Annotated in this window: 19 protein-coding genes and 1 tRNA gene; 10 read left to right on the top strand and 10 right to left on the bottom strand. The window is 72.3% G+C overall.

Going from position 1 to position 25392, the window contains the following annotated elements; genetic code table 11:
- Positions 1–10 precede the first annotated feature (10 nt).
- From AOK17_RS17010 to AOK17_RS17000, 3 genes are all read right to left on the bottom strand, one after another.
- Positions 11–826, bottom strand: a complete 816-nt coding sequence (locus AOK17_RS17010) for an SCO1664 family protein (RefSeq protein WP_206190775.1) — start codon at positions 824–826, stop codon at positions 11–13.
- Entirely contained in the window at positions 790–1380 is a 591-nt protein-coding gene (locus AOK17_RS17005) for a DUF3090 domain-containing protein (protein WP_055613325.1), read from the bottom strand. The genes AOK17_RS17010 and AOK17_RS17005 overlap by 37 nt, the downstream gene beginning before the upstream one ends.
- 103 nt (positions 1381–1483) lie before the next feature.
- On the bottom strand, positions 1484–2170 hold the full coding sequence (locus tag AOK17_RS17000) for a histidine phosphatase family protein (RefSeq protein ID WP_055613324.1): 687 nt from the start codon (positions 2168–2170) through the stop codon (positions 1484–1486).
- A 290-nt stretch (positions 2171–2460) separates the two neighbouring features.
- Here AOK17_RS17000 and corA point away from each other — a divergent pair, with 290 nt between their 5' ends.
- The gene (gene corA / locus AOK17_RS16995; RefSeq protein ID WP_055613323.1) at positions 2461–3459 is read left to right on the top strand and encodes a magnesium/cobalt transporter CorA; all 999 of its coding nucleotides are present in this window, start codon (positions 2461–2463) and stop codon (positions 3457–3459) included.
- Between the two features lie 64 nt (positions 3460–3523).
- Here the strand turns inward: corA and AOK17_RS16990 are convergent, their stop codons facing one another.
- Together AOK17_RS16990 and AOK17_RS16985 are read right to left on the bottom strand one after the other, a co-directional pair.
- The gene (locus AOK17_RS16990; RefSeq protein ID WP_055613354.1) at positions 3524–4312 is read right to left on the bottom strand and encodes a ferritin-like domain-containing protein; all 789 of its coding nucleotides are present in this window, start codon (positions 4310–4312) and stop codon (positions 3524–3526) included.
- Between the two features lie 245 nt (positions 4313–4557).
- Positions 4558–5613, bottom strand: a complete 1056-nt coding sequence (locus AOK17_RS16985) for an LLM class F420-dependent oxidoreductase (protein WP_055613322.1) — start codon at positions 5611–5613, stop codon at positions 4558–4560.
- Between the two features lie 150 nt (positions 5614–5763).
- On the opposite strand from AOK17_RS16985, the gene AOK17_RS16980 reads away from it, so the two are divergent.
- Both AOK17_RS16980 and AOK17_RS16975 read left to right on the top strand, forming a co-directional pair.
- Positions 5764–6747, top strand: coding sequence for an aldo/keto reductase (locus AOK17_RS16980; RefSeq protein WP_055613321.1), 984 nt, complete (start codon positions 5764–5766; stop codon positions 6745–6747).
- The gene (locus AOK17_RS16975; RefSeq protein WP_055613320.1) at positions 6744–9161 is read left to right on the top strand and encodes a helix-hairpin-helix domain-containing protein; all 2418 of its coding nucleotides are present in this window, start codon (positions 6744–6746) and stop codon (positions 9159–9161) included. The genes AOK17_RS16980 and AOK17_RS16975 overlap by 4 nt, the downstream gene beginning before the upstream one ends.
- A gap of 145 nt (positions 9162–9306) precedes the next feature.
- Here the strand turns inward: AOK17_RS16975 and AOK17_RS16970 are convergent, their stop codons facing one another.
- Complete coding sequence (locus tag AOK17_RS16970; protein WP_055613319.1) at positions 9307–10011, bottom strand: hypothetical protein; 705 nt, start codon at positions 10009–10011, stop codon at positions 9307–9309.
- A 47-nt stretch (positions 10012–10058) separates the two neighbouring features.
- Here AOK17_RS16970 and AOK17_RS16965 point away from each other — a divergent pair, with 47 nt between their 5' ends.
- On the top strand, positions 10059–10247 hold the full coding sequence (locus tag AOK17_RS16965; protein ID WP_005319466.1) for a DUF5703 family protein: 189 nt from the start codon (positions 10059–10061) through the stop codon (positions 10245–10247).
- Between the two features lie 175 nt (positions 10248–10422).
- On the opposite strand, the gene AOK17_RS16960 is transcribed toward AOK17_RS16965, so the two are convergent.
- From AOK17_RS16960 to AOK17_RS16950, 3 genes are all read right to left on the bottom strand, one after another.
- Positions 10423–11259, bottom strand: coding sequence for a chaplin (locus AOK17_RS16960; protein WP_055613318.1), 837 nt, complete (start codon positions 11257–11259; stop codon positions 10423–10425).
- Between the two features lie 208 nt (positions 11260–11467).
- Positions 11468–11701, bottom strand: coding sequence for a chaplin ChpH (chpH, locus tag AOK17_RS16955; RefSeq protein WP_055613317.1), 234 nt, complete (start codon positions 11699–11701; stop codon positions 11468–11470).
- A 181-nt stretch (positions 11702–11882) separates the two neighbouring features.
- Positions 11883–13208: a M20/M25/M40 family metallo-hydrolase gene (locus tag AOK17_RS16950; RefSeq protein WP_055613316.1), complete on the bottom strand. Its 1326-nt coding sequence runs from the start codon at positions 13206–13208 to the stop codon at positions 11883–11885.
- Positions 13209–13407: 199 nt separating this feature from the next.
- On the opposite strand from AOK17_RS16950, the gene AOK17_RS16945 reads away from it, so the two are divergent.
- From AOK17_RS16945 to AOK17_RS16920, 6 genes are all read left to right on the top strand, one after another.
- Positions 13408–13492 (top strand) — tRNA-Leu (locus AOK17_RS16945).
- A 321-nt stretch (positions 13493–13813) separates the two neighbouring features.
- On the top strand, positions 13814–17689 hold the full coding sequence (locus AOK17_RS16940) for a Pls/PosA family non-ribosomal peptide synthetase (protein WP_055613315.1): 3876 nt from the start codon (positions 13814–13816) through the stop codon (positions 17687–17689).
- Positions 17677–19140: a M1 family metallopeptidase gene (locus AOK17_RS16935; RefSeq protein ID WP_079053070.1), complete on the top strand. Its 1464-nt coding sequence runs from the start codon at positions 17677–17679 to the stop codon at positions 19138–19140. The genes AOK17_RS16940 and AOK17_RS16935 overlap by 13 nt, the downstream gene beginning before the upstream one ends.
- A gap of 106 nt (positions 19141–19246) precedes the next feature.
- Positions 19247–19570, top strand: a complete 324-nt coding sequence (locus AOK17_RS16930; RefSeq protein WP_055613313.1) for a trypco2 family protein — start codon at positions 19247–19249, stop codon at positions 19568–19570.
- Between the two features lie 13 nt (positions 19571–19583).
- Entirely contained in the window at positions 19584–23237 is a 3654-nt protein-coding gene (locus AOK17_RS16925; protein ID WP_055613312.1) for an NACHT domain-containing protein, read from the top strand.
- 165 nt (positions 23238–23402) lie between these two features.
- Positions 23403–24809 carry a hypothetical protein gene (locus tag AOK17_RS16920; RefSeq protein ID WP_055613311.1) on the top strand — a complete coding sequence of 469 codons (1407 nt, stop codon included), beginning with the start codon at positions 23403–23405 and terminating at the stop codon, positions 24807–24809.
- A 55-nt stretch (positions 24810–24864) separates the two neighbouring features.
- Here AOK17_RS16920 and AOK17_RS16915 read toward each other — a convergent pair.
- The coding region (locus AOK17_RS16915; RefSeq protein ID WP_169801932.1) for a peptidoglycan-binding protein at positions 24865–25392 on the bottom strand (528 nt) is incomplete at its 5' end.

Genomic DNA, 25392 nt, shown 5'->3' with positions numbered 1-25392 from the left:
GCAGCCCCGACTAGACGGGCGGCCACGGGATCGCGGGCCACTCCCCCGAGGGCTCCGGATGCCGCCCGGAGGCGAGCAGACCGGCGACACGCGCGCGCGTGGCGTCCAGTTCGGCCGTGGTGATCAGCTCCCCCAGGCGCACGCCCAGCGTCCCGTCCAGGGCACCCCTGAGCCGCTCCAGGACCTCTACGGCCTCGGGGGTGAGCTTCTCCCCCGCCCAGCCCCACAGCAGCGTCCGCAGCTTGTTCTCGGCGTTGAAGGTGACCCCGTGGTCGATCCCGAACAGCCGGCCCCCGGGCGCGGGCAGCAGATGCCCGCCCTTGCGGTCGCCGTTGTTGATCACCACGTCGAGGACGGCCAGCCTGCGCAGCCGCTCGTCGTCGGCGTGCACGAGCAGCGCGGTGCGCCCCTCGCCGACCTCCGCGAATCCGACGGCCTTCCAGCCGTCGCCGGGCTCCTCGCCGTCGACGAGCGCGAGCAGCTCCGAGCCCTCGGACACCGCGTCGATCCACAGCTGGCACATGCCCTCGCCGTACGGCCCGTCGCGCAGGACCGTGGTCGGGACGAGCCCCCAGCCGGTCGCCTCGGACACCTCGTGGGCGGCGACCTCCCGCCGGGCGAGGTTCCCGTCGGGGAAGTCCCACAGCGGGCGCTCGCCGGCCACCGGCTTGTAGACGCAGGAAGCCTTCTGTCCCTCGTACGTCACATCGCACAGCAGCACCGCGTTGGAGGCCTCACGGATGCGTCCGCGCACGGTCAGCTCGCCCTCGGCGAGCAGCTCGGCCGTGGTCACGCTTCGCGGCGGTATCCGTTCTGGCGCGGACATACGTGTCCTTCCGGGTCTAGCGGGAGACTGCACAGCGGGCAGGGCGGCCGGCCGGCGTTGACGACATCGAGGGCGCGCTTGGCGAAGGCACGGGCCTGGGCGCCGGTGAGGCGGACCCGTAGCATCGGCGGACCGTTCTCCTCGTCCTGCAGGAGCCTTTCCTCCGCCTCGGCGAGGTCCTCCTCCGAATCGGCGTCCAGCTCCACGAGCGCCTGGGCCTCGACGATCATGCGCTGCTCGTCACCGTCCCAGGCCAGGGCCATGGTGCCGACCCGGAACTCCTCCTCGACGGGAGCTTCGAGCGGGGCGGTGTCGGAGACCTCCGTCGGGGCCATCGCCGGGACGGGGGCGCTGCCCCCGGTACGCCGTACGACCTCGTCGAGGAGCTCGTCCATCCGTTCGGCGAGCGCCGCGACCTGCGTCTTCTCCAGGGCCACACTGGTCACCCGGGGTCCTGAGGAGGCCTGCAGGAAGAAGGTACGGCGCCCTGGCAGCCCGACCGTGCCGGCCACGAAACGGTCCGGCGGGTCGTAGAGGAACACCTGACGGGACACGTCCTGTCTCCATTGGATCGATCGACTGCTTCTGCCGTCGACTGCGTCTGCTGCTGACAACTGCTGCGCTTCTTCGACCGCTTCACCCTACTGCGGCCGACGATCACGGTGCGCCCGCACCGCCCCCGACCGTGGCGTCACCTGCCGGGGGTTCCTCGCGCGGCGCGAGCGACGTGAAATCGCCGGTGTCGCCGAGGCGAACGAGAAACGGCCGCAGTCGTGTGTAACGGATCGCGGTGATGGAACACGGTTCTACGGAGATCCGTTGGAAGAGGTCGAGATGAAGACCGAGCGCGTCCGCTACAAGAGACTTGATGATGTCGCCGTGCGAGCACATGAGATATACCGCGTCACCGCCGTGATCGCGCTCCACACGCGCGTTCCACTCCCGTACCGCCTCGGCGGCCCGGGTCTGCATGGCGCGCATCGACTCGCCGCCCGGGAACGCGGCGGCGGAGGGGTGCGCCTGCACGACCTCCATCAGCGGCTCGCCCGACAGTTCGGCGAGCTTGCGCCCGGACCAGTCGCCGTAGTGGGCCTCCCCGATCCGGTCGTCGGAGTGGACCCGCAGCTCGGGGCGGGCGTCGAGGAGCGGCTGAATCGTTTCCTGGCAGCGTTGCAGGGGGCTGCTGACGACCTCGGCGATCGGCAGTTCCGCGAGCCGCCCGGGCAGCGCGGCGGCCTGCGCGGCCCCTCGCTCGTCGAGGGCCACGCCGGGCGTCCACCCGGCGAGCAGTCCCGCGGTGTTGGCGGTGGAACGTCCGTGCCGGACGAGGATCAAGGTGGGCATGCGGCCCAGCCTAGGGCGTGTCGCGAAAGTCCCGTCGTCCGCCCGAAGGGCGGCCTCGCGGCGTCTGGTGCGTGCTCTGGGGGTCCCCCCGGCCGGAGGCTGGGGGAGTGCCGGGCGGAAGCCCTCGTACTGGACGTACTCGGGTTTTCGCCCGGTGCGGCGAGAGTGCGTGCCAGGCGTCGCGAGGCTGGGGGCACCTCCCGGCCGAAGGCTGGGGGAGGGACTTTCGCAACACGCCCTCGGCTGCGGCCCGAGTGCGCCGGGTCCCTGGCGGCGGGAGAATACGCTCCGTGATCGTCGACTCTGCCATCTATCGCGACGGGCACCGGACGGAGGGCCCGGAGGACCTCTCGGACGCCCTGGACGCCGCGCGTGCCTCGGGAAACGCGTTCGTGTGGATCGGGCTGTACGAGCCGACCGAGCGGGAGTTCGATCTCGTCACCGAGGAGTTCGGGCTGCACCCGCTGGCGGTGGAGGACGCCCTGAAGGCGCACCAGCGGCCCAAGCTGGAGGTGTACGACGACTCCCTGTTCGTGGTGCTCAAGCCGGTGACGTACGAGCCGGACAGCGACGCCGTCTCCTCCGGGGAGCTCATGATCTTCCTGGGCGACTCCTTCGTGGTGACCGTGCGGCACGGTGAGGGCTCGCCGCTCAAGGCCGTACGACACCGTCTGGAGCAGAACCCGGACATGATGCGCCTCGGCCCGACGGCGGTGCTCTACTCGATCGCCGACGACACCGTCGACCACTATCTGGAGGTGGCGACCGAGCTGCAGACCGACCTGGAGGAGGTCGAGGCGGAGGTGTTCTCGCCGAACGACGGCGGCTCCCGGCACACCGCGTCCCGGATCTACACCTTCAAGCGGCAGGTCCTGGAGTTCCGCAGGGCCACCGGACCGCTGTCCGTGCCGCTGTCCCGCCTCGCGGGCTCGGGCGTCTCCGGCCCGGGGGTGCCGTTCGTCCACGACAAGGCACAGCCCTTCTTCCGTGACGTCAGCGACCACCTGGCCCGGGTGAACGATTCCGTGGAGGGACTGGACCGGCTGGTCTCGGACGTCCTGTCGGCACATCTCGCGCAGATGAGCGTCCGGCAGAACGACGACATGCGGAAGATCTCCGCGTGGGCGGCCATGGCCGCGGTCCCCACGATGATCGCGGGGATCTACGGCATGAACTTCGACCACATGCCGGAGCTGCACTGGGTGTGGGCCTATCCGGCGGTCATCCTGCTGATGGCGGTGCTGGAGGTGCTCCTGTTCCGGCTGTTCAAGCGGCGCGGCTGGCTGTAGTCGCGCTCGTCGGGCTCCACGCGCGCGTGCCGCGTACGAGGCAGCACGCGCGCGTGGGCCACGCTCACGCGAACTCGGGTGCCGCCGACGCCGGGCCGCCCAGGGCGTCGCGCCGCTCCGGCACGGCCAGCGAGACCATGCGCCGCCAGCCGAAGCCCCGCTCGTACAGGTACATGGCGTGGATGCCCGCGGCGAGCGCCGACGCCTTGGGCTTCGGCCAGCCGAGGATGCGCCCCATGTGGCCCATCACGGCGAGGCTGACGTCCCGGTAGATGCGGATCTCGGCGAGCGCGCACTCGCGCAGGGTCTGCTGGATGGCCGGGCCGTGGCCGGCGGCGGCGAAGCGCAGCAGCTCCTCATGGCAGTACGCGAGGTGGTTGTCCTCGTCGTTGGAGATCATCCGCACGGCCTTGCCGATCTCCGGGTGGTCACCGAAGTCCTTGCGCAGCATCACCATCTGGTCCGCGGCGCGCTGCTCGGTGACCCTGCTGTGGGAGAGGTAGGTGACGATGTCCTGCACGGTGAGCGGCTCGTCGCGCTTGAGCTTGTCGTGCGCGAGGCCGATGCCGTTCTTCTCCAGGAGCATCGTGTAGTCGGTCTCGGGCGGGATCTCGACGGGTGTCACGCCCCGCTTCTTCATCAGCGCGTTGAAGATCCGCCCGTGCTTGTCCTCGTCGGCGCCGTGCCGGGTGATCTTGGGTGCGAGGGCGCGCTGGCTCTCCGGGACGAGGGCAGCGATCCGCGCGTTCTCCCAGCCTCCCTGGGTCTCCCCGCTGGCGGCGATGGAACAGAACAGCCGGAACGACTCGTCGTTGTCGACGATCTCCTGGAAAAGACTCTTGGCCGAAAGCATGTGTGCCACCTCCATGCGGGCTCCCACCTCCGTGCGGGACTCCGCAAAGAACGAGTCAAATGGGCAGCCAGGGGCGCGGCAACACCTGTGTCGGACAATTCCGCCGAACGGTGGACGCGGGGGGTATGAGAGGCGCGTAACCGAGCGGGCGGTGGCGCGTTGTTCTCCGTGACGGCCGTGGCGGGGAAGACCCCCCGAGCCCCCACCACGGCCGCAGAACCTCTCCCGTCCCGCTGTGGACGGTGTTATGCGAGTCCGGCCCGCTCCAGGGCGTCGGTACCGGCCCGGAGCGAGGCGATCCGGTCGTCCAGCGTGAAGCCCGCGGGGGCCAGCGTGAGCGTGGTGACCCCGGCAGCCGCGTAGGCCTTCATCCGGTCCGCGATGCGGTCCACGGAGCCGAGCAGCGTGGTCTGGTCGATGAGCTGCTGCGGAATGGCGGCAGCCGCGCCCTCCTTGTCGCCGGCCAGGTACTTGTCCTGGATCTCGGCGGCCTCCTTCTCGTAACCCATGCGCTGCGCGAGCTGGTTGTAGAAGTTCTGCTTGCGGCTGCCCATGCCGCCCACGTAGAGCGCGGTGTACGGGCGGAACATGTCGGCCAGGGCCGGTACGTCCTTGTCCTCGCCGAGTGCCAGCGGCAGCGTCGGGCAGACGTCGAAGCCGTCCATGGTCAGCCCGGCCTTCTCGCGGCCCGCGCGCAGGTGCTTGATCGCGGTGTCCTCCAGGTGGTCGGCGGACGGGAAGATCAGCAGGGCGCCGTCGGCGATCTCGCCGGTCTGCTCCAGGTTCTTCGGGCCGATCGCGGCGATGTAGAGCGGGATGTGCTCGCGCTCCGGGTGCACGGTCAGCTTGAGCGGCTTGCCGGGGCCGCCCGGCAGCGGGAGGGTCCAGTGCGTGCCCTCGTACGACAGGCGCTCGCGGGTCATGGCCTTGCGGATGATCTCGACGTACTCGCGGGTGCGGGCCAGCGGCTTGTCGAACTTGACGCCGTACCAGCCCTCGGAGACCTGCGGTCCGGAGACGCCGAGGCCCAGGCGGAAGCGCCCGCCGGAGAGCGAGTCGAGGGTGGCGGCGGTCATCGCGGTCATCGCGGGCTGGCGGGCCGGGATCTGGAAGATGGCCGAGCCGACGTCGATGCGCTCGGTCTGGGCGGCGACCCAGGTGAGCACGGTGGCCGCGTCCGATCCGTACGCCTCGGCGGCCCAGCAGACCGCGTAGCCCAGCCGGTCGGCCTCCTTGGCCACGGCGAGGTTGTCCGCGTCCATTCCGGCACCCCAGTAGCCGAGGTTGATCCCGAGCTGCATGGCCGATTCCCCTTACTGATCAGTAACGTCCCTTATGCGGCACCCTAGCGCGCCGGTGGGCCCAGTGGCAGGGACCGGGTTGGGGATCACGGGATCCTGGTTGTCCACAGGGCCCCACACACCGACTTCTGGCCAGTAATCTCAGCCCACATGGAGCAGAGGCATCTCGGCCGTACCGGCCTTCGCGTGTCCCGCATCGGACTCGGCACCCTCACCTGGGGCAGGGACACCGACGAGCACGACGCCGCGGACCTGTTGAAGGGGTTCTGGGAAGCGGGCGGGACGCTCGTCGACACGGCCGATGTGTACGGGGACGGGGAGGCCGAGTACCTCCTCGGGCAGCTCATGGAGGGGCTGGTGCCCCGCCGGGATCTGGTGATCTCGACGAAGGCGGGGAGCGTGCCGGATCCGGACCGGCGCTTCGACGGCTCGCGGGGGCATCTGCTGTCCGCTCTCGACGCCTCGCTGGCACGGCTCGGCACGGACTACGTGGACCTGTGGCAGATCCACGCCTTCGACCCCGAGGCGCCGCTGGAGGAGACCCTGCAGGCTCTCGACATCGCTGTCAGCAGCGGTCGCGCACGGTATGCCGGGGTCTCCAACTTCTGCGGCTGGCAGCTCGCCAAGGCGGCCACCTGGCAGCTCGCGGCGCCCGGGATCCGCACACGGCTGGCCAGTACGCAGATGGAGTACTCGCTGCTGCAGCGCGGTGTCGAGCGCGAGGTGCTGCCCGCGGCGCTGGACCTGGGCATCGGTCTGCTGCCGTCCTCTCCCCTGGGCCGGGGTGTGCTGACGGGCAAGTACCGGCACGCGACGCCCGCGGACTCGCGGGGCGCGTCGGAACAGCTGGCGCCGTTCGTCGCGCCGTACCTGGACGACGCGGCGAGCAGCATCGTGGACGCGGTCGCGACGGCCGCGGACGGCCTCGCCGTGACGCCGCTCCAGGTGGCCCTCGCCTGGGTCCGCGACCGGCCCGGAGTGGCCGCCCCGATCATAGGCGCGCGCAACGCGCTGCAGCTCACGGCCGCGTTGTCAGTGGAGACCCTTAGTCTTCCTGACGAGATCTGCCGAGCGCTCGACGATGTGTCAGCGCCCGTACACCACTATCCCGATCACGACTGGAGCACGCTGTGACCACGGATCCCGCTGCCGCGGAGGAAACCGAGCCGGTGACCGGCCCGGAGCCCGGGGGGCCCGGGGCCGGACCGGGGGCCGATGACGACGGAGGTTCCGCGGACGGAAGCCGCGCGCCTGCCGGCCCCGACGACGAAGCCGCCGCAGGTGCGACGGACGCGACGGACACGGACAGCGGTGAAGGCGGGGCGTCGGAGTCGGAGCCGGAATCTGAGTCGGAAGGTCCCGCCGCGGACGGCACTTCCGGTGACGGCACCGCCGCCGCCGACACCACGGCCCAGCTGTCCGAGGCCGAGGCCGAGTTGGCCGCGCAGCGGGAGTTGCGGGAGCGGATCGAGCGGCGGAAGGCGGAGAAGGTGGGGCCGGTCCAGGCCGGGGCGCGCCTGAGCGGCAAGGCCGCCGATCTGCTCGCCGCCGTACGGGCGGTGGAGAGCGGGGGGAAGCCCCCGGCGAGCGTCTTCACCGAGCCGGAGCCCGCACCGCGCAGGTCCGCGCCGGAGCCGGTTCGGCAGCCCCAGGTCATGCCCTCCGCCACACCCGCGCCGGTGGCCTCCGAGGCCGTCGACACCGTTCGGGCCGTGCTGGTCGAGGGCGGCGCCCCGGAGGCGTTGGCCGCGCAGGTCGCCGCCGTCCTCGGCGAGGGGGCGGACGCGCAACTGCGGGAGAACCCCTGGCAGTTGCTGCGCGTGGCCGGGGTCAGGCCCGAGCAGGCCGACGGGTTCGCCCGGGCACTGCTCGGCGCGGAGTGCGGTCCCGACGACGAGCGGCGGGGCGGAGCGGTCACGGTCTGGCTCCTGGAGCAGGCGGCCCTCGCCGGGCACACGGCCCTGGAGGCCCCGGCACTCCACGCGGCGCTCGCCCAGCGCTCGGTGCCGGATCCCGATGCCGCCGTGCAGAGCGCCCTCGCCGAGGGCGACGCCCTGGTCTTCCAGGACGCGCTGGACGAGCCGGGCGCGCCGCCGGCTCCCTCACCCTCCGAGGACGACGGCGAGGGCGAAGAGGGCGAGGCCGAGCGTCCGGTCCGCGTCCTCATCGGTCTGGAGCGGTACGCGCTCGCCGAGGAGAGCCTCGCCGACGGTCTCGCCCGGGTGGTCAACTCCCTGCCCAAGGAGGACAGTTCGGCCGCGGACTGGGAGTCGGCAGCGACCGGGTCCGCCGCCGAGCTGATCCGCGCGGTCGCGGGCCACGGCCTCGTCCTGCACACCGGCGGCGAGGCGTCCCGCGCGGAACCGGCGGCCCTGGCCGCGACCGCCCGGTCCCTCGGCCTGCGGGTGTGCGCAGCCGCCCACACCCCGGACGGCCGCCGCCGCTTCGCCGCGCTGCTGGCCTCCGCGGAGAGAGCGGGGCAAGGCGCGGCCTCGGGTGCAGACCCGTTGTCGGCCCCCGGCTTCGGCGCGGAGGACGAGACGGGCGCACCGGACGGACCGCGCCACGGAACCGGCGAGGCCGGGACCGATGAGACCGTGACCACCGTCGCCGGACTGCTCGCGGGTACCGAGGGCCCGGGGCGGGACACGGACGGCATGCTGCGGACCGACCTCCTCGTCGTGCTCGACGCGCCGCAGCTCGACGTGGAGAGCGCGGCGATGCTCGCGGAGTCCCTGCCCGACGGGGCCCGGCTCGTGCTGAGCGGGGATCACGGGGTGCTGTGGTCGGCGGGCCCCGGCCGGGTCTTCGCGGATCTGCTCGCCGCGCGCGCGTGCCCACAGGTCGCCTCGCGGACCCCGGACCCCGGCCCCATCGGCGAGCTGGTCTCGGGCATCGGCATCGGCGAGCTGAACCAGGTGGCGGCCCCCGGCAAGGAAGTCGTGATCGTCCCGGTGCGCGACGCCGGAGAGGCGGTCCACCGGACCGTGCAGCTGATCGCGGACTCGGTGCCGCGGGCCATCGGGATCCCGGCCGAGCAGACCCAGGTGATCACCCCGGGCCACGGCGGCGCGGTGGGCACACGCGCGCTCAACACCGCGCTGAAGGAGCGGCTCAACCCCGGCCCGGGCCGCTTCGGCGGCTTCGACCCGGGTGACCGGATCGCGTACTCCCCCACGCCGGGCCGCACGGTCCCGGGCCAGGTGGTGAAGGCCGACGCCGACGGGCTGCACCTGGAGTGCGCGGGCGCCGCCGTCGTCGTACCGAAGGAGCGGGTGGAGCAGACCGTGCGGCACGGCTGGGCGCTCACCGCGCACCAGGCGGTCGGCGCCCGGTGGCCCGCCGCGGTCGTGGTCCTGCCCGGGGACGCCGCCCAGGCGCTCACCCGGCCCTGGATCTACACCGCGTTCGGCCGCGCCGAGCAGCACCTCTCCGTGGTCCACGGCGTGGATCAGGCACTGCCGCGCGCGGTGGCCGAGGTCGCCGCGAAGCCGCGTACGACCCGGCTGCCGGCCCTGCTCAGGGCCCAGGTCCCGGCGGCCGGCTGACGCCCGCTCCGGGGCCCGGCACTCGACCGCCGGGCCCCGGACACACCGGTGGCGGTCACCGGGCTCCCCGCCCGACGACCGCCACCGTATGAGCCAGTACGGACCGCTACGAACCAATACGAAGCAGTACGAACCGGCGGGAGCCTCAGCGCTCCGCGTCGAGCGGCTCCAGGTCCTCGTCCTCGTCGAGCTCCGGCTCGACGGCGTCCTCGATGTCGTCGTCGAGGTCCGCCCCGGCCTCCTCGTCGAAGACGGCGCTGACGTCGAAGCGGCACAACACCTGATGCGGATCGGCGTGGTCGAACGGCGCCTCCAGCCACTCGCCGGCCTCGGCGGGTTCGTCCGCGGCGGTGACCCACAGCGTGGAGTCGCCCTCCTCCAGACCGAACTCCTTGTGCCGGGAGGCGATCTCGTCGGGCTCGAACTCGCCGAAGAGGACGCCCAGGGCACCGTGCACGGTCCCCGAAGCGGCGTCGAAGCCCGCAGCCGCGGCCCCGGACTCCTCCACGGCCTCCACCCGCTGCGCCTGCGCCAGCAGCCGCTGCGGTTCCACCACCGTGTAGTCCCGGCGGATCAGCACGCTCAGCGCGTTGGGCTCCTCCGGCCCGGTGTACGGCAGCGCGTCCTCGGTGCCGGGGATCTCGAAGGGAGTGACCTCGTCGTAGCGGTCGTAGAGGAGCTCGTCGTACTCCTCGGCCGCCGCGGCCAGCTCGTTGAACGCCTCGTAGACGGCCGGGTCGTCCTCACCCGTCCTGCGCTCGACCGCCGCCAGGTGACGGTCGAGCGCGGCCTTGACCGCCTCGGCGGCGGCGCGTACCTCGGCAGCGGTGGGCTGCGCAGCATCAGACATAGTGCAGACGCTATCCGTACACGGCCTCCACACGCACAATAGATGCGATGCCGGAATACGAATTTGTCGACGTGTACGTGCCGCGCGGGGTCTCCCGCAAGGAAGCGACACGACTACTGACGGACCATGCCGAGTACGGACACTGGGAGTTGGACCGCCTCAGCCTCCACCGCGACGGCAGCCGCAGGGTGCGGTTGCGCCGGCGGATCATCCGCCAGGTGCGTGCCACGTGGTGACGAGGGACGGCTGAAACGGAGCGGGCCCCGCGCGTGCGGGGCCCGCTCCGTCGACCCCCGCGGGGCGTGTTCGCCTGCCCCTGGGGGCCTTTGTGGTGCCATGACACTGTTCGTCTGGCCTCATGGCACTGTTTGTCCGGTGCCATGACGCCGTTTGTCGTGTCATGGCGTCGTCTCACGCGGAGGCGCGTGCCTTGCGGTAGAGCACGGCGCCCACCAGCAGCGCGCCCGCGCCCACCGGCAGCGCGAGACCGAGCGGCAGCTCACTGCCGGTCTGCGCCAGCTGCTCGGAGCCCTTGGGCTGCGAGACGGCCTGGGCGCCCGGGTCGTTCGGGTTCGAGGAGCCCAGGTCCACGCCACCGGACCGGCCGGGTCCACCGTCGCCGCCGGGTCCACCGGGCTGACCCGGGTCACCGGGGTTGCCAGGGTCCCCGGGCTGACCCGGTTTACCGGGCTCCCCCGGCTTGCCCGGCCGGCCCGGGTCCCCGGGGTCACCCGGCTGACCGGGCTTTCCCGGAGGGTTGGGCTCGCCGTACCCGGGAGGCGTCGAGCCGTGCCCGCCGCCGGTGTTCGAGCAGTCGTTGCCCGTGGCCGCGTTTCCGACACCACCGACGGAGACGCTGTTGCCGCAGACGTTGACCGGCACGTCCACCGGAACCTGGACGTGGTTGCCCGAGCCCACGCCGGGCGAGTTGCTCGTGTGCCCCCCGGCGTGCGATCCGCCCCCTGCGTGCGATCCGCCGCCGTTGTGGTGGCGCCCGGAGCCGCCGCCCTTGTTGGCGCACTTGTTGCCCACCGCCGGGTTGAGCACCCCGACCACGTTCACGGTGTTGCCGCAGACGTTGACCGGCGCGTGCACCGGCGCCTGCACCGAGTTGCCCGAGAGCACGCCCGGGGAGTCCGAGGCGCTGCCGTGCGCCCCCGAGTCGGCCTGCGCGTAACCGCCGGTGGCGGCGAGGACGCCGGTCGCCGCCGCCACCGTCATCAGGCCTTTGCGGGTGACCTGTCGCATAGCTTTTCCCTGCCTTGTGATCCTTGTAAGCCGTGCGGCTTCAGGAACGCGCACGCGCCGGGATGCGCGGGCGCGGAATTGCGGAATTCTGAACACGGAATGTCGGCGGCCCCGGAGCGCATGGCGTGCGCTCCGGGGCCGCGGACTCAGACCCTCATGGGTTTTCAGGCCTTCATGGGGTGCAGGCCCTCATGAGGTGGGCACAACGTCAGACGTTGGTGCAGGTGTTGCCGAAGGCAGGGTTCAGCAGCCCGATCACGGAGACCGTGTTGCCGCAGACGTTCACCGGCACGTGGATGGGCGCCTGGATGACGTTGCCCGAGAGCACACCGGGAGAGTGCACGGCAGCACCCTGAGCACCGGAGTCGGCAGCCGCGATACCCGCACCGGCGAGAACGATGCCACCAGTGGCAGCAGCAGCGGCGACGATCTTCTTGATCATTATTCCTCCTTGTTGGCAATGCGATCCCAGCCGCGGATCGCATCACCTGTAACGAGGAGGGAGTAATAGGGCTACGAGCTTATGAGCCCATTCACTCTTCTCAGTCGACTCCGTACGCGCTGGCGATTATTGGAGTGTCGTTTCAGCGGGTTAATTCAGGACGCTTCACGGCAGCGGCGGTTCAGGACGCCTCGATGAAGCGGTCCAGGACCCGCACCCCGAACTTGAGGGCATCCACCGGGACCCGCTCGTCGACACCGTGGAACATCCCGGCGAAGTCCAGCTCCGGCGGCAGCTTCAGCGGGGCGAAGCCGAAGCAGCGGATGCCGAGGTCGTCGAAGGACTTGGCGTCGGTGCCCGCGGAGAGCATGTACGGGACGGCCCGGGCGATCGGGTCCTCGGCGGACAGCGCGGTCTGCATGGCGTCCACCAGCGCCCCGTCGAAGGTGGTCTCCAGCGCCTTGTCGGCGTGCACGTCCTCGCGCTTCACGTTCGGGCCGAGGATGCGGTCCAGGTCGGCGAGGAACTCCTCCTCGTAGCCCGGCAGATAGCGGGCGTCGACATGCGCGGTCGCCTGGCCCGGGATCACGTTCACCTTGTAACCGGCGCCCAGCTGGGTCGGGTTGGCGGTGTTCTGGAGCGAGGCGCCGATGAGCTTGGCGATACCGCCGAGCTTGGCGAGCGTCGCGTCCATGTTCTCGGGGTCCAGTTCGGTACCCAGCGCGTCGCCGAGTTCGTCGAGGAAGTGCCGGAGCGTCTTGGTGACGCGGACCGGGAACTTGTGGCGGCCCAGGCGTCCGACGGCCTCCGACAGCTCGGTGATCGCGTTGTCCTTGTGGATCATCGAACCGTGTCCGGCGGTGCCGTCCACGGTCAGCTTCATCCAGTGCATGCCCTTCTGGGCGGTCTCCACGAGATACAGCCGCAGGTTCTCGTTGACCGTGAAGGAGAACCCGCCGACCTCGCCGATCGCCTCGGTCACGCCCTCGAAGAGGTCCGGGTGCTTGGTGACGAGGTGCTTGGCGCCGAACTTGCCGCCCGCCTCCTCGTCCGCCAGGAAGGCCAGCACGAGGTCCCGGGGCGGCTTGCGACCGCTGCGCATCCGGTCGCGGACGACCGCGAGGGTCATCGCGTCCATGTCCTTCATGTCGACCGCGCCGCGGCCCCACACACAGCCGTCGGCGATCTCGCCGGAGAACGGGTGGTGCGTCCAGTCCGCCGCGTTGGCCGGTACGACGTCGGTGTGGCCGTGGATGAGCAGCCCGGGTCGCGAGCGGTCCTCGCCCTCGATCCTGACCACCGTGGAGGCGCGGCCCTGGTGCGACTCGAAGATCTGCGGTTCGAGTCCCACCTCGGCGAGCTTCTCCGCGACGTACTCGGCGGCCTTGCGCTCACCCGGGCCCGAGTGGTCGCCGTAGTTGCTGGTGTCGATCTGGATCAGCTCGCGGCAGAGGTCGACGACCTCGTCCTCACCCGTGACGTTCCTGGTCGTGTCCGGCTCACTCACGCTGCTTCCTCCCACGCTGCCTGCCGGCGGTGTTCCCGTCGGCGGTCTCTCCATCCTCCCTCTCCGACCCTGCCCACCCCAAGGGCGGACCAGGCCCGTCACACGTCGTTCACGCCCGCCCACCCGTGATCGGGGGCCCTCGAAAGCCTGGTAATGTTTCCTCCGTCGCCGCGAGGGAAACCCGCGCGACAGACACCTTGTCCGGGTGGCGGAATGGCAGACGCGCTAGCTTGAGGTGCTAGTGCCCTTTATCGGGCGTGGGGGTTCAAGTCCCCCCTCGGACACACGAGATGAGTGAGGGCCGCGACCAACTGGTCGCGGCCCTCACTCGTTGTCTACGCCCCGTTGTCTACGCCCCCTGGCTCGACGGTGTTACGGCCATGTGTGGGGCAGATCTCGTCAGGATGACATACCCCCACGTCAGAGCGTTGGGGCAAGCGCTCTCCACCCCCTCCTGGGGCCTCCTCACATGGCTGAGCCGCAGGTCCGGAGCTAGCGTCGTACTAAAATTACACGCTTGTTTGGAGCTGACCGGAATATCCCCAGGCATACCTGCGGGCCCGCCGGCTCCCCCGGACGTCCCGGGAACCACACGTGAGGACCCGATGGCAGCCCTCGAGCAAGGACCCGCACTCGCGCTGTTCGACGAAGAGGTGCGCGCGGAGTTCGGCGACCCGGCCCGCTTCACCGCCGCTTCCGCCGCCTCGCCCCGCACCCTCGTCGACATCCTCGACGCGTCCGTACGGGCCTACCCCGACGAGCCCGCGCTGGACGACGGTCACCGCTGCCTGAACTACCGCGCCCTGGCCATAGAGGTCGAGGCCCTGAGGCGGCGGCTGAGCGCCGCCGGGGTGGGCCTCGGGGACCGCGTGGGCGTCCGGGTCCCGTCGGGGACCAACGAGCTGTACGTGGCGATCCTGGCCGTCCTCGCGGCGGGCGCCGCCTATGTGCCGGTGGACGCCGAGGACCCGGACGAGCGCGCCGAGCTGGTCTTCGGCGAGGCCGGGGTGCGGGCCGTCGTCGGCGCCGGGCACGAGCTGACCGTCGACGGGCGCAGCGAGGCGCCTGCCGCGCGGCCCGGTGTCGAGCACGACGCCTGGATCATCTTCACCTCCGGTTCGACCGGGAAGCCCAAGGGCGTGGCCGTCAGCCACCGCAGCGCCGCCGCCTTCGTGGACGCCGAGGCCGAGCTGTTCCTGACCGACGACCCGATCGGCCCGGGTGACAGGGTCATGGCGGGTCTCTCCGTCGCCTTCGACGCCTCCTGCGAGGAGATGTGGCTGGCCTGGCGGTACGGGGCCTGCCTGGTGCCCGTGCCGCGCTCCCAGGTGCGCAGCGGCGCCGATCTGGGGTCCTGGCTGGTCGAGCAGGAGATCACCGTCGTCTCCACCGTGCCGACGCTGGCCTCCCTGTGGGAGCCGGAGGCTCTCAACGAGGTCCGGCTGCTGATCTTCGGCGGTGAGGCCTGCCCGCCCGAGCTGGTGCAGCGGCTGGTCACCGAGGGCCGCGAGGTCTGGAACACGTACGGGCCGACCGAGGCCACCGTCGTCGCCTGTGCCTCCCTGATGACCGGCGAGGAGCCGATCCGTATCGGGCTGCCGCTCAACGGCTGGGAGCTGGCCGTCGTCGACGAGTCCGGCGAGCCGGTGCCCATGGGCGGCAGCGGTCAGCTCGTGATCGGCGGAGTGGGCCTGGCCCGCTACCTCGACCCCGAGAAGGACGCCGAGAAGTACGCCCCGCTGGAGTCACTCGGCTGGGAGCGCGCCTACCGCAGCGGTGACCTCGTCAAGGCCGAGCCGGAAGGGCTGGTCTTCCTCGGGCGCGCCGACGAGCAGATCAAGCTCGGCGGCCGTCGGATCGAGCTGGGCGAGGTGGACACCGCGCTCCAGGGACTGCCCGGTGTCGCGGGCGCCGCGGCGGCCGTCCGTACCGCCCGCAGCGGCAACCAGCTGCTCGTCGGCTATGTGGTCACCCAGGAAGGCTGGGACCACGCGACGGCCGTCGAGAAGCTGCGCGCCGAGCTGCCCGCCGCCCTGGTCCCGCTGCTCGCGCCGGTCGCCGACCTGCCGACCCGGACCTCGGGCAAGGTCGACCGGAACGCCCTCCCGTGGCCCCTGGAGGGGCTGGAGACCGGTGGTCCCGCCGAGCAGCTGTACGGCACCGAGGCCTGGCTCGCCGAGCAGTGGAGCGAGGTGCTCGGCATCCCCGTCGGTTCGGCGCGGGACGACTTCTTCGCGATCGGCGGCAGCAGTCTCGCCGCCGCCCAGCTCACCACCCGGCTGCGCACCCGCTACCCCAGCGCCGCCGTCGTCGACATCTACCAGCAGCCGGTGCTGCGCAAGCTGGCCCGGCATCTGGAGAAGTCCGCTCAAAGCGACGGGGCCACCCGCGAGATCACGCCGGTGCCCCTGCGCGCCAAGGTCGTCCAACTGCTGGTGCTCGTCCCGCTGTTCACCCTGCTCGGGCTGCGCTGGACCGTGGCGCTGGCCGCGCTGGGCAACGTACTGCACTGGTTCGGTCCGTATCCGTGGGTGCCGACCGCCTCGTGGTGGGTCGTCGCGGCGGGGGCCGGGCTGCTCTTCAGTCCGCCGGGGCGGCTCGCGATCGCGGCCGGTGGTGCGCGGCTGCTGCTGCGCGGTCTGAAGCCCGGGCGGTATCCGCGGGGAGGGAGCGTGCATCTGCGGCTGTGGACGGCCGAGCGGCTGGCCGAGTTCAGCGGGGCGACCTCGCTGACGGGGTCGTGGCTGGAGCGGTACGCGCGTGCGCTCGGCGCCAAGGTCGGGTCCGACGTGGACCTGCACTCGCTGCCGCCGGTGACCGGCATGCTCAAGCTCGGCCGGGGTGCCGCCGTGGAGTCCGAGGTGGACCTGTCCGGGCACTGGCTGGACGGCGACCGGCTGGAGATCGGCCCGGTCAAGGTCGGCGCGCACGCCGTGGTCGGCACCCGCAGCATCCTCTTCCCGGGCGTCCGGGTGGGCAAGCGGTCCGAGGTGGCCCCCGGTTCGGCCGTGGCCGGACACATCCCCACCAGTCAGCGGTGGGCCGGAGCTCCCGCGGCCAAGCTCGGCAAGGCCAAGCGGGACTGGCCCAAGGAGCGCCCGCAGAAGGGCACGTACTGGCGCGTGATGTACGGCGCCACCGGCTTCGCGCTCTCCGCGTTGCCGCTGGTCGCGGGCCTGGCCGCGGTGCTCGTGGCGAGCGTCTTCGTCTCGCCGGACGCCGGGCTCGGCGAGGCGCTGCGGGGTGCCGCGGTCGCGCTGGTGCCGGCGACGCTGGCCTTCGGTCTCACGTACGCGCTGATTCTGCTGGTCAACGTGCGGCTGCTCAGTCTCGGGCTGCGGCCCGGTACGCATCCGACGCACAGCAGGATCGGCTGGCAGGCCTGGACGGTCACGCAGCTGATGGACCGCTCCCGCGAGACGCTGTTCCCGCTGTACGCCGGGCTGGCCACGCCGGTGTGGCTGCGGCTGCTCGGCATGCGGATCGGGCGGGGCGCGGAGGTGTCGACGGTGCTCGCGCTGCCGAGCCTGACGACGGTCGGCGAGGGCGCGTTCCTGGCCGACGACACGCTGACCGCGCCGTACGAGCTCGGGGGCGGCTGGATGCGGATCGGGCGGGCCGAGATCGGGCGCCGCGCCTTCCTCGGGAACTCCGGGATGACCGCGCCGGGCCGTTCCGTGCCGGACGGCGGTCTGGTCGGTGTGCTGTCCGCGACGCCGAAGAAGGCCAAGAAGGGCAGCTCCTACCTGGGGCTGCCGCCGGTCAAGCTGCCCCGCTCGACGCAGGGCGGCGACCAGAGCCGTACGTACGATCCGCCGGCGCGGCTGCTGTTGGCGCGCGGGCTTGTCGAGCTGTGCCGGATCGTGCCCGTCTTCTGCTCGGCCGCGCTGGCCGTGCTGACGATCGCCGCGCTGAGCGCGCTCGGGGCCTGGGCCTGGGCGCTCGCCGGGGTCGTACTGCTGGGCGCCGGGGCCGCCGCCGGGCTGCTTTCCGTGATCGCCAAGTGGCTGCTCGTGGGGCGGCACCGGACCGGTGAGCACCCGCTGTGGAGCGGTTTCGTGTGGCGCAACGAGCTGGCCGACACCTTCGTCGAGGTCGTCGCCGTGCCGTGGTTGGCCGGGTCCGTGCCGGGTACTCCCGTCATGAACCTGTGGCTCCGCGGCCTCGGCGCCCATATCGGCAAGGGTGTGTGGGTGGAGAGCTACTGGCTGCCCGAGACGGACCTGGTGACGCTGGAGGACGCGGCGACGGTGAACCGTGGCTGTGTGCTGCAGACCCACCTCTTCCACGACCGGATCTTGCGGACGGATACTGTGGTCCTCCGTGAGGGCGCCACCCTGGGCCCGGGCGGAATCGTTCTGCCCGGCAGCACCGTCGGGGCGCGCAGCACACTGGGACCCGCGTCCCTCGTCATGGCGGCGGAATCCGTTCCCGACGACACCCGTTGGCTGGGCAACCCGATCGAGGCATGGCGTCCCTAGGCGCGGCCCGTACGGCGCCCGGGGAGGGAAGGCCGGCACGCCGTACGAGCACAGCGCAGGGAGCAGACACTTCAGTGGTTCAGCAGACAGTGGGAGCGGATCCGTACTTCCCGGCGAACGGTGATCCCCGTTACCGGGTGCATCGGTACGAACTCGCCCTGGACTACCGTCCGGGACCCAACCGGCTGTCCGGCACCGCGCGCCTGAACGCCATAGCGGGCCGGTCGCCGGTCGCCGAGTTCCAGCTGAACCTCGCCGACTTCCGGATCGGCCGGGTCAGGGTCGACGGGCGGACGACGCACTACACGCACCGCGGCGGCAGGCTGCGGATCCGCCCGCCGAAGCCGGTCCGGGCCGGTGCCGCGTTCACGGTGGAGGTGCACTGGTCGGGGAACCCCAAGCCGGTGCGCAGCCCGTGGGGCGGGCTCGGCTGGGAGGAGCTGGAGGACGGGGCTCTGGTGGCCAGCCAGCCGGTCGGGGCGCCGTCCTGGTACCCGTGCAACGACCGGCCCGCGGACAAGGCCTCGTACCAGATCTCGATCACCACGCCGTCGGCGTACTCGGTGGTGGCGGGCGGCCGGCTGCTGACCCGTACGACGAAGGCGTCCACCACGACATGGGTGTACGAGCAGTCGGCGCCCACGTCCAGCTATCTGGTCGGGCTGTCGATCGGGAAGTACCAGACCGTGCTGCTCGGCGATCCGGGTCTCGGCGGTGTCCCGCAGGCCGGGCACATTCCGGCGCACCTGCTCACCGAGTTCTCCCGGGACTTCGCGCGGCAGCCTTCGATGATGCAGCTCTTCGAGGAGCTCTTCGGCCCGTACCCGTTCGGCGAGTACGCGGTGGTCGTCACCGAGGAGGAGCTGGACGTCCCTGTGGAGGCACAGGGGCTGTCCCTGTTCGGCGCCAACCACGTGGACGGGGCGCGGAGTTCGGAGCGGCTGGTGGCGCACGAGCTGGCCCACCAGTGGTTCGGCAACAGTGTGAGCATCGCCGACTGGCGGCACATCTGGCTGAACGAGGGGTTCGCGAAGTACGCGGAGTGGCTGTGGTCGGAGCGGTCCGGTGGGCGCAACGCCCAGGCGCTCGCGGGCCTCGCGCACCGCAAGCTGTCCGCGCTGCCGCAGGACCTCAGGCTGTCCGACCCGGGCCGCAAGCTGATGTTCGACGACCGGCTCTACGAGCGTGGCGGGCTGCTGCTGCACGCGGTGCGGTGTGCGCTGGGGGACGACGCGTTCTTCCGGATGCTGCGCGGATGGGCGTCGGTGCACCGGGGTGGCACGGTCACCACGGCGGCCTTCACGACGCATGTGGCCCGGTTCGCGACCGAGCCGTTGGACGACCTGTTCCGGTCGTGGCTGCACGAGACGGCGCTGCCGCCGTTGCCGTCCCCCTCGGCGGCGATTCCGGCTCGGCCGCCGTATCCGCCCTCGAACGCCGACTCCGCGTAGCGCCGGGCGGGCTCCGGCCCGCCGCCCTGGCAAGGGGCGCCGGGAGACACGGGTGTCATCATGGACGGTGTTCACGGTGCCGCAGCGAAGTCACGGGGGTCGTGCGATGGGCAGTGAGAGCGGGGCTGTTGCCGGTGGTCTTGCCGAGACGATCGAGGCGTTGCGGGCCGAGTTGACGGCCGCGATGGCGCGCGGCAGCGGTGAGCCGCTGCAGTTCGAACTCGGGCAGGTGGACGTCGAGTTGGCGCTCGCCATCACGCGCGAGGGTTCTGGCAGCGGCGGACTGAGCTTCGGAGTGGTGTCGTTCGGGGCGGCGGGGAAGGCCGCGTCGGAGACGACCCACCGGCTGTCCCTCACGCTCAACCCGGTGGCGGCGGGCGGGGACGGTCCCGTGCGGGTGACCGCCGACGTCGACGGCGAGCCGCGCTGAGGAGGCCCTGGACGTGCCGTTGACCGCTCAGCGTGTCGCGGAGGTGTTCAACCCCCGGGCCGGCGTGGTGGGTTCGGGGTGGTTCGTCACGCCGCAGCTCGTACTCACGGTGTGGCACGCAGCCGAGGGCACGGCACCTGTCGGCGAGGCCGCTCCCGGTGCCCCGCCGCCTCGCCGCTCCCTGTCGCCGGCGGCGCTGGACGAGCTGGCCGACGGCCGCGAGCCGTGCCGGGTACGGGCGTTGGCGGACGCCTCAGCCGGGCGGCCGTTCCGGAACGCGGTGACGGTGTGGTGGCGGCCCGAGTGCGATGTGGCGCTGCTGCTGGTCACCGAGGACGCCGACCAGGCGACGCCGACGGCCGGGTGGTCGACGACGTACTGGGCCGATCTCGTCTCCGCCGACCCGGTCGAGGTCACCGCCGTCGGCTTCCCCGACCACGATGTGGTGGACAGGGTGCGCGAGTCCCGGCAGTTCGGCGGGGTCCTGCACCCGCTGTCGGGGGTGCGGTCCGGGCACTGGGTCATCACGACCGGCGCGCTCGCCCGGCCGACGCCCGGCAGCGGCTGGGCGGGGATGTCGGGGGCCGCGCTGTTCGCCGGGGACCGGCTGGTGGGACTCGTCACCGCCGACGCCGGTGGCGGTTCCGGACCCGTCGCCGAGCTGCGGGCCGTGCCCGCGCGGACGTTCGCGGACGATCCGCTGCTGGCGGAGTGGATCCGGTGGGCCGGCGGAGCGGGCGCGTGGGCGTACGGGCGGAGCGAGCGGCCGGAGCGGGATCCGGGGCGGACCGGCTCCGGTGACGGCACGCGGCGCCAGGGCACGGACGGTCGCCGGAGCGCCTCGCCGAAGCAGCCGGGCACCACGGGACGGTTCTGGCGCCGGGGCCACCGTCCGCTGCTGCCGCCCGAGTTGCTCGCCGCCGCTCCCGCGCCCGACGCGGTACGGGACCGGGGCGGTCTCACCTACCGGGCCGCCGAACCCGGCGAACTCGCCCGCGTCTACACCCAGCAGCGGCTCGACACCACCGCCGACCGGGACGCCCAGGCCCCGGCCGGGCCTCTCCGGGTCACCGGGCAGCCGGTGTCCGTCGAGCGGCTCCTCGCCGATCCGACCGTCCGCCACATCGTCGTCACCGGGGAGGCGGGGGTCGGCAAGTCCAGCCTGCTGGAGTACGTGGAGGCCACGGCCTGGCGGTGGTGGCGGGACGCGACGCGGGCGGACAGGCCGGACGGGGCGCCGTTCGGGCCGCTGCTCCCGCTGCGGATCGCCGCGCGCGAGCTCGTGGGGCACGACTCGATCGCGTCGGCCGCGGGGCCGGGGGCGCGGGCGTTGCTGGACGCGGGGCCGCCGGTGCCGGGCGCGCGGGTGCTGGTGATGGTGGACGCGCTCGACGAGGTGACCGGGCCCGAGGACTGGCGGCAGGTCATGGAGGTCCTGCTCGCCGCGGCCCGGGAGAGCGCGAGCGGGCCCGGCATGGAGCGCCGTCTGCTGCTGTCCGCGCGCAGCCTGCACGACAGCGCCTGGCGCGGCCTGGCCGGCGCCGGAGCCACGGAGTTCCGGCTGCAGCCGTTCACCGACGAGCAGTTGCGCCGATTCGTGATGGCCCATCAGACGGGCGGCGCCGAACGGCTGTTGGACCCCGAGGTCCACGCCCGGGCCGCGGCCCGGGCGGCGGAGTTCCTGGCGTACGTACGGGGCAACGGCATGCTCGACCTGGTGCGGTTGCCGCTGCTCGCGCATCTCGCGGTGGGGCAGTACTTCGACCCGGGCGGCGAACCGCGCGTGCAGACCCGCAGGGTCGACCTGTACGCCCGCGCGGTGGCGGAGTTCCTCGGCCGCTTCCCGCAGCGGCAGAGCCCGTACGAACCCCATCTGCGGGACCGGATCGAGGAGTTGCTGGGCAGGCTGCGCGAGCGGCACGCGCGGGAGGCCCCGCGGCACGCCGCCGTCACCGTCGCGCTGCGCGGCTTCCTCGGCGACCTCGCCGACACGTATCTGCGGCACGGCACACCGATCGTCGGCGCCGCCACGGGACTGCTGGCCGATCCGGCCGACCCCGTCGAACCCGCCGACGGCGACCCGTACCGGCGTCGGGCGGTGACCGCGCTGCTCGAAGCCACCGGGGTGGTCGTCGACGTCCATACGGCTCATCCCCGTTTCCTGCACCGCACGTTCGCCGAGTACCTGGCCGCCGACCACCTCCGGGACCGCTACGGCACCGACCCCGCCACCTGGGGCGACGCCCTCTCCGACGCCGACACCCGGGTCGCCGCGCTGTTCGCCTTCGACCGTCATCCGCCCGACGTGCGGCGCGGGATCACGAGCGAGCTGGCCGCCGATCCCGAACGGGTCGAGCAGGCGGCGTCGCTGCTGGCGGAGGGCATGTGCGACGAGGACACCCGCGGCCGGATCCTCGAACTCCTGTGGCGCCGCACCGACGAGCAGGAGCGCGATACGGCCCCGGTCGTCCGGAACTGGCGCGGGACCCACTCCTCGCTCGCGCATCTGCCGCAGCAGCAGCGCCGGCTGCACGACATGGCGACCGATCCCCGCTCCGTGCCCGTGGACCGGATCAACGCCGCCGGGGCCCTGGCCGGTCACGACCCACGCGGCACCGACCTGCTGCGGACCTTCGCGCACGACGGCTCGTACCCCCTGGACCTGCGGATCGCCGCGGCGTGGTACCTGGCCCACATCGACCGGGAGGCGGGCACGGAGCTGCTCGCCCGGTTCGCGGACGACGCGCCGTCCCGCCACTGCGCCGTGGCCGCCGCCCGGCTGGCCGACCACGACACCTCCGCGGGTACGTCCCGGCTGCACGCCCTGGTCGCGGACCCGCGCTGCCCCGACGTGGCCAAGGTCGACGCGGCCATCGCGCTGTGCGCCCACGACCCGACGGCCGGGACCGACTGTCTGCGGCGGTTCGCCGCCGACGGGCGGTTCTTCGCGGACAGCCGGGTGTACGCGGCCGACGCGCTCGCCTCGTCGGCCGAGGACGACGGCCGGACCCGGACCGAGGCGACCCTGCTCCTGGAACGCATCGCCCGCGACGAACGGGTCGACGCCGGCTACCGCGTCGAAGCGGCACACCGCCTCGCCCGTTACCGGACGGACGCGGGCACGCTCCTCCTGCGCGACTTCGCCGACGGTGCCCTGCACGGCCGATACGGCTGCGACGCCGCGGTGCTTCTCGCGCAGCACGACCACGCGGAGGGGGCTCGCGCCCTGGACGCCATCGCCCGCGCCGCCGGCCAGGAACCCCGGCACCGGCTGCGCGCGGCACTTGAGCTCGCCCACTACGAACCGGCCGACGGGGAGGCCCGGTTGGCCGCGCTCGCCCGGGAGCCGGGCTGGGACGACGGCCCGCGCATCCGGGCCGCCGCGCTGCTCGCCGAACGCAACCGGGAGGCCGGGCTGCCTCTTCTGCGGTCGTACGCCGTCGGGTCGACCGACGAGGTCCGGGTGGTCGCCGCGCACGCCCTGGCGGAAGTGGACCGTGAGGAGGGGCTGCGGCTGCTGCGGGAGCTGGCCGAGTCGCCGGAGGCCGGCCGCTCCGTACAGGTCCGTGCGGCCAACGCCATGGGCGACTTCGACCCGCGGCTGAAGGACGCGACGCTGCGCCGGCTCGGGGTGGACATCAAGCCGGGCGGCTGGTTCTCCACCTGACGACGTGCCGGTTGCCGGTTGCTCGTTTCTGGCTGCTGGTTGCTCGTTGCTGGTTCTCCACGTTCCCCACGTGACAACACGCTGGCTCTCGCCGTGACACCTGCGACAGAATGTGTCCGCACGGTGACCAGGGGTGGAAGCTCACCAACGGGGAGGCGGCACACGGTGATCCCGCGCATCGACGGTGGTCCGGATCCGATCGGTATGGCGCGCAAAGTGGCACGCAAGGGCGACTGGCGCACCCTGTGGTGGCTGATCCTCTCCCTGCCGCTGCCCCAGGCCGCAGGAGCGGCGGCCCATCTGAGACGCCGCAAGTGGGACCCGCCGTCCGAGGCCGACGCCCGTTTGGCGGACGTGCTCACCGGGCTCCCGCACAGGGAGGTGACCAGGCTCGGGGCGGAGCTGTTCGACCGTACGACCCACAGGCTGTCCGACACGCTGGGCTTCGCCAGTCCGGTGGGGTTCTCCGTGCGTCATCCGGTCGTGGCGCTGGACCTCAAGGGCCGCGACGCGCACACCTCGCGCGTCGTCACCGTCGACCGGACGGGTGTGCGGTCGACGCTGTACGAGGGGCCCGCGCAGCACTGGTCGCTGTGCGCCATCGACAGCGAAACGGTCGTGGCCCGGCGGGAGTTCGACAGCGGGGGCTATCGCGGCGACACGGAGGTCGTCGAGTACACACCCGGGCGGGAGGCCGTACTGGCCCAGGGCAGCGGCCTGTTGGACGCGGTGGTGGAGGCGACCGCGACGGGGTTCGTGATGGGCACGAAGCTGAACGGCGTCGCCTTCGCCCTCGCGGACGGCGAGCAGGAGCAGCTCAATCTGCGGGAGTTCGGCCTCCGGCGTGCCGACCTGTTCGCCGTGGACGCCACCGGCACCCGGATCGCCTTCGCGGACGACACCCGGATCCTCGTCACCGACAGCCGACTCCAGCCGATGCACGACATCGTCGTGGAGTCCCTGCGGCACGGCTCAATCAACGCGATCACCTTCACCGAGGACTCCATAGTCACGGCAGGCTACGACGGGGGCCTGTACCGCTGGCAGGTCATCGGCGGCCGTCTCCGCGGACTGCACGACGGCTGGCACTCGTCACCGCGTACGTTCTTCCGGCTCAACCCGGTGGCCCCGTGGAACCTCCTGGTGGCGGAGGGCGGCAACGTCAACTACCACTACGACATCGCCACCCTAGAACGCTCCCCGGCCCCGCCCTTCCTGGTGCAGGCGGGGCCCGACAGCAAGGACGACGATCTGGCGCTCCCGCGCGCCGTCGGGAAGTTCGCCTCGTCGCCGTACGGACGGCTGGCGGTGTACGAGGGCATGCTCGCGCTTTCCACGAGGAACTCGTCGACGGACTTCTACTCGACGGTCGTCCAGGACCTGGAGCACCCGCTCAACCTGCTGATGAAACCGCTCTCCACCCTCACCGCCGCCGACGCGGACCGGGTCCGCCCGCACCTGGACGCGCCGTCCGGCACGCCGGACGCGTACGCCCTCACCGCCACCGAGCGGGCCGTGCTGGCGGCGGCGGTCGAGGCGTGCGCGTGGGCGCCCAAGGTGACCGGCGGCTGACCCCCGGCCGGGTCCGCGGCCCGTTCGCGGCCCCGGCGCGGCGGCGGGCCGCCGGTCAGTCGCCCGAGCTGGGCACCTTCAGCGCGTCCCACGTGACCTTGCCCGGGATGCCGTCCGCGTCCTTGCCCTTGAAGCCCCGCTTCTGTTGCCAGGCCGCGTAGGACTTGCGGTCGGCCTCGGTCCAGTCGGGGCCGGGGCCGCTCTCGTAGCGACCGCAGCCCTCGGCGACGAGACGGCGGCCCATGGCCGTGATCACGGCTGACTTCTGGCCGATGTGGAAGAACCCACCGCCCGGGAAGGGCTCGTACGAGGGCTTGGGTGCGGGCTTCGGGTCGGGGGCGGGTTTGCCGCTGTCGCCCTTGCCGCGCAGCCGCTCTGCTATGCGCTTGCGCATGCCGTCCATCGTGAAGCCGCGCGGGTCCGTCTTGCCGGGCTGCCACTCCTTGTGGCCGATGACGGAGCGCTCGGTCCAGCCGTGGGCGCGGCAGATCGCGGCGGAGACCTTCTCGATTGCCTCCTTCTGGGCCTCGGGCCAGGGGTCCTTGCCGTTGCCGAGGTTGATGCACTCGAAGCCGTAGAAGTG

Source organism: Streptomyces phaeochromogenes (assembly GCF_001418655.1).
GTDB lineage: Bacteria > Actinomycetota > Actinomycetes > Streptomycetales > Streptomycetaceae > Streptomyces > Streptomyces phaeochromogenes.
Note: the sequence above shows the minus strand (reverse complement) of the source record. Positions and strands in the feature narration are given on the sequence as shown.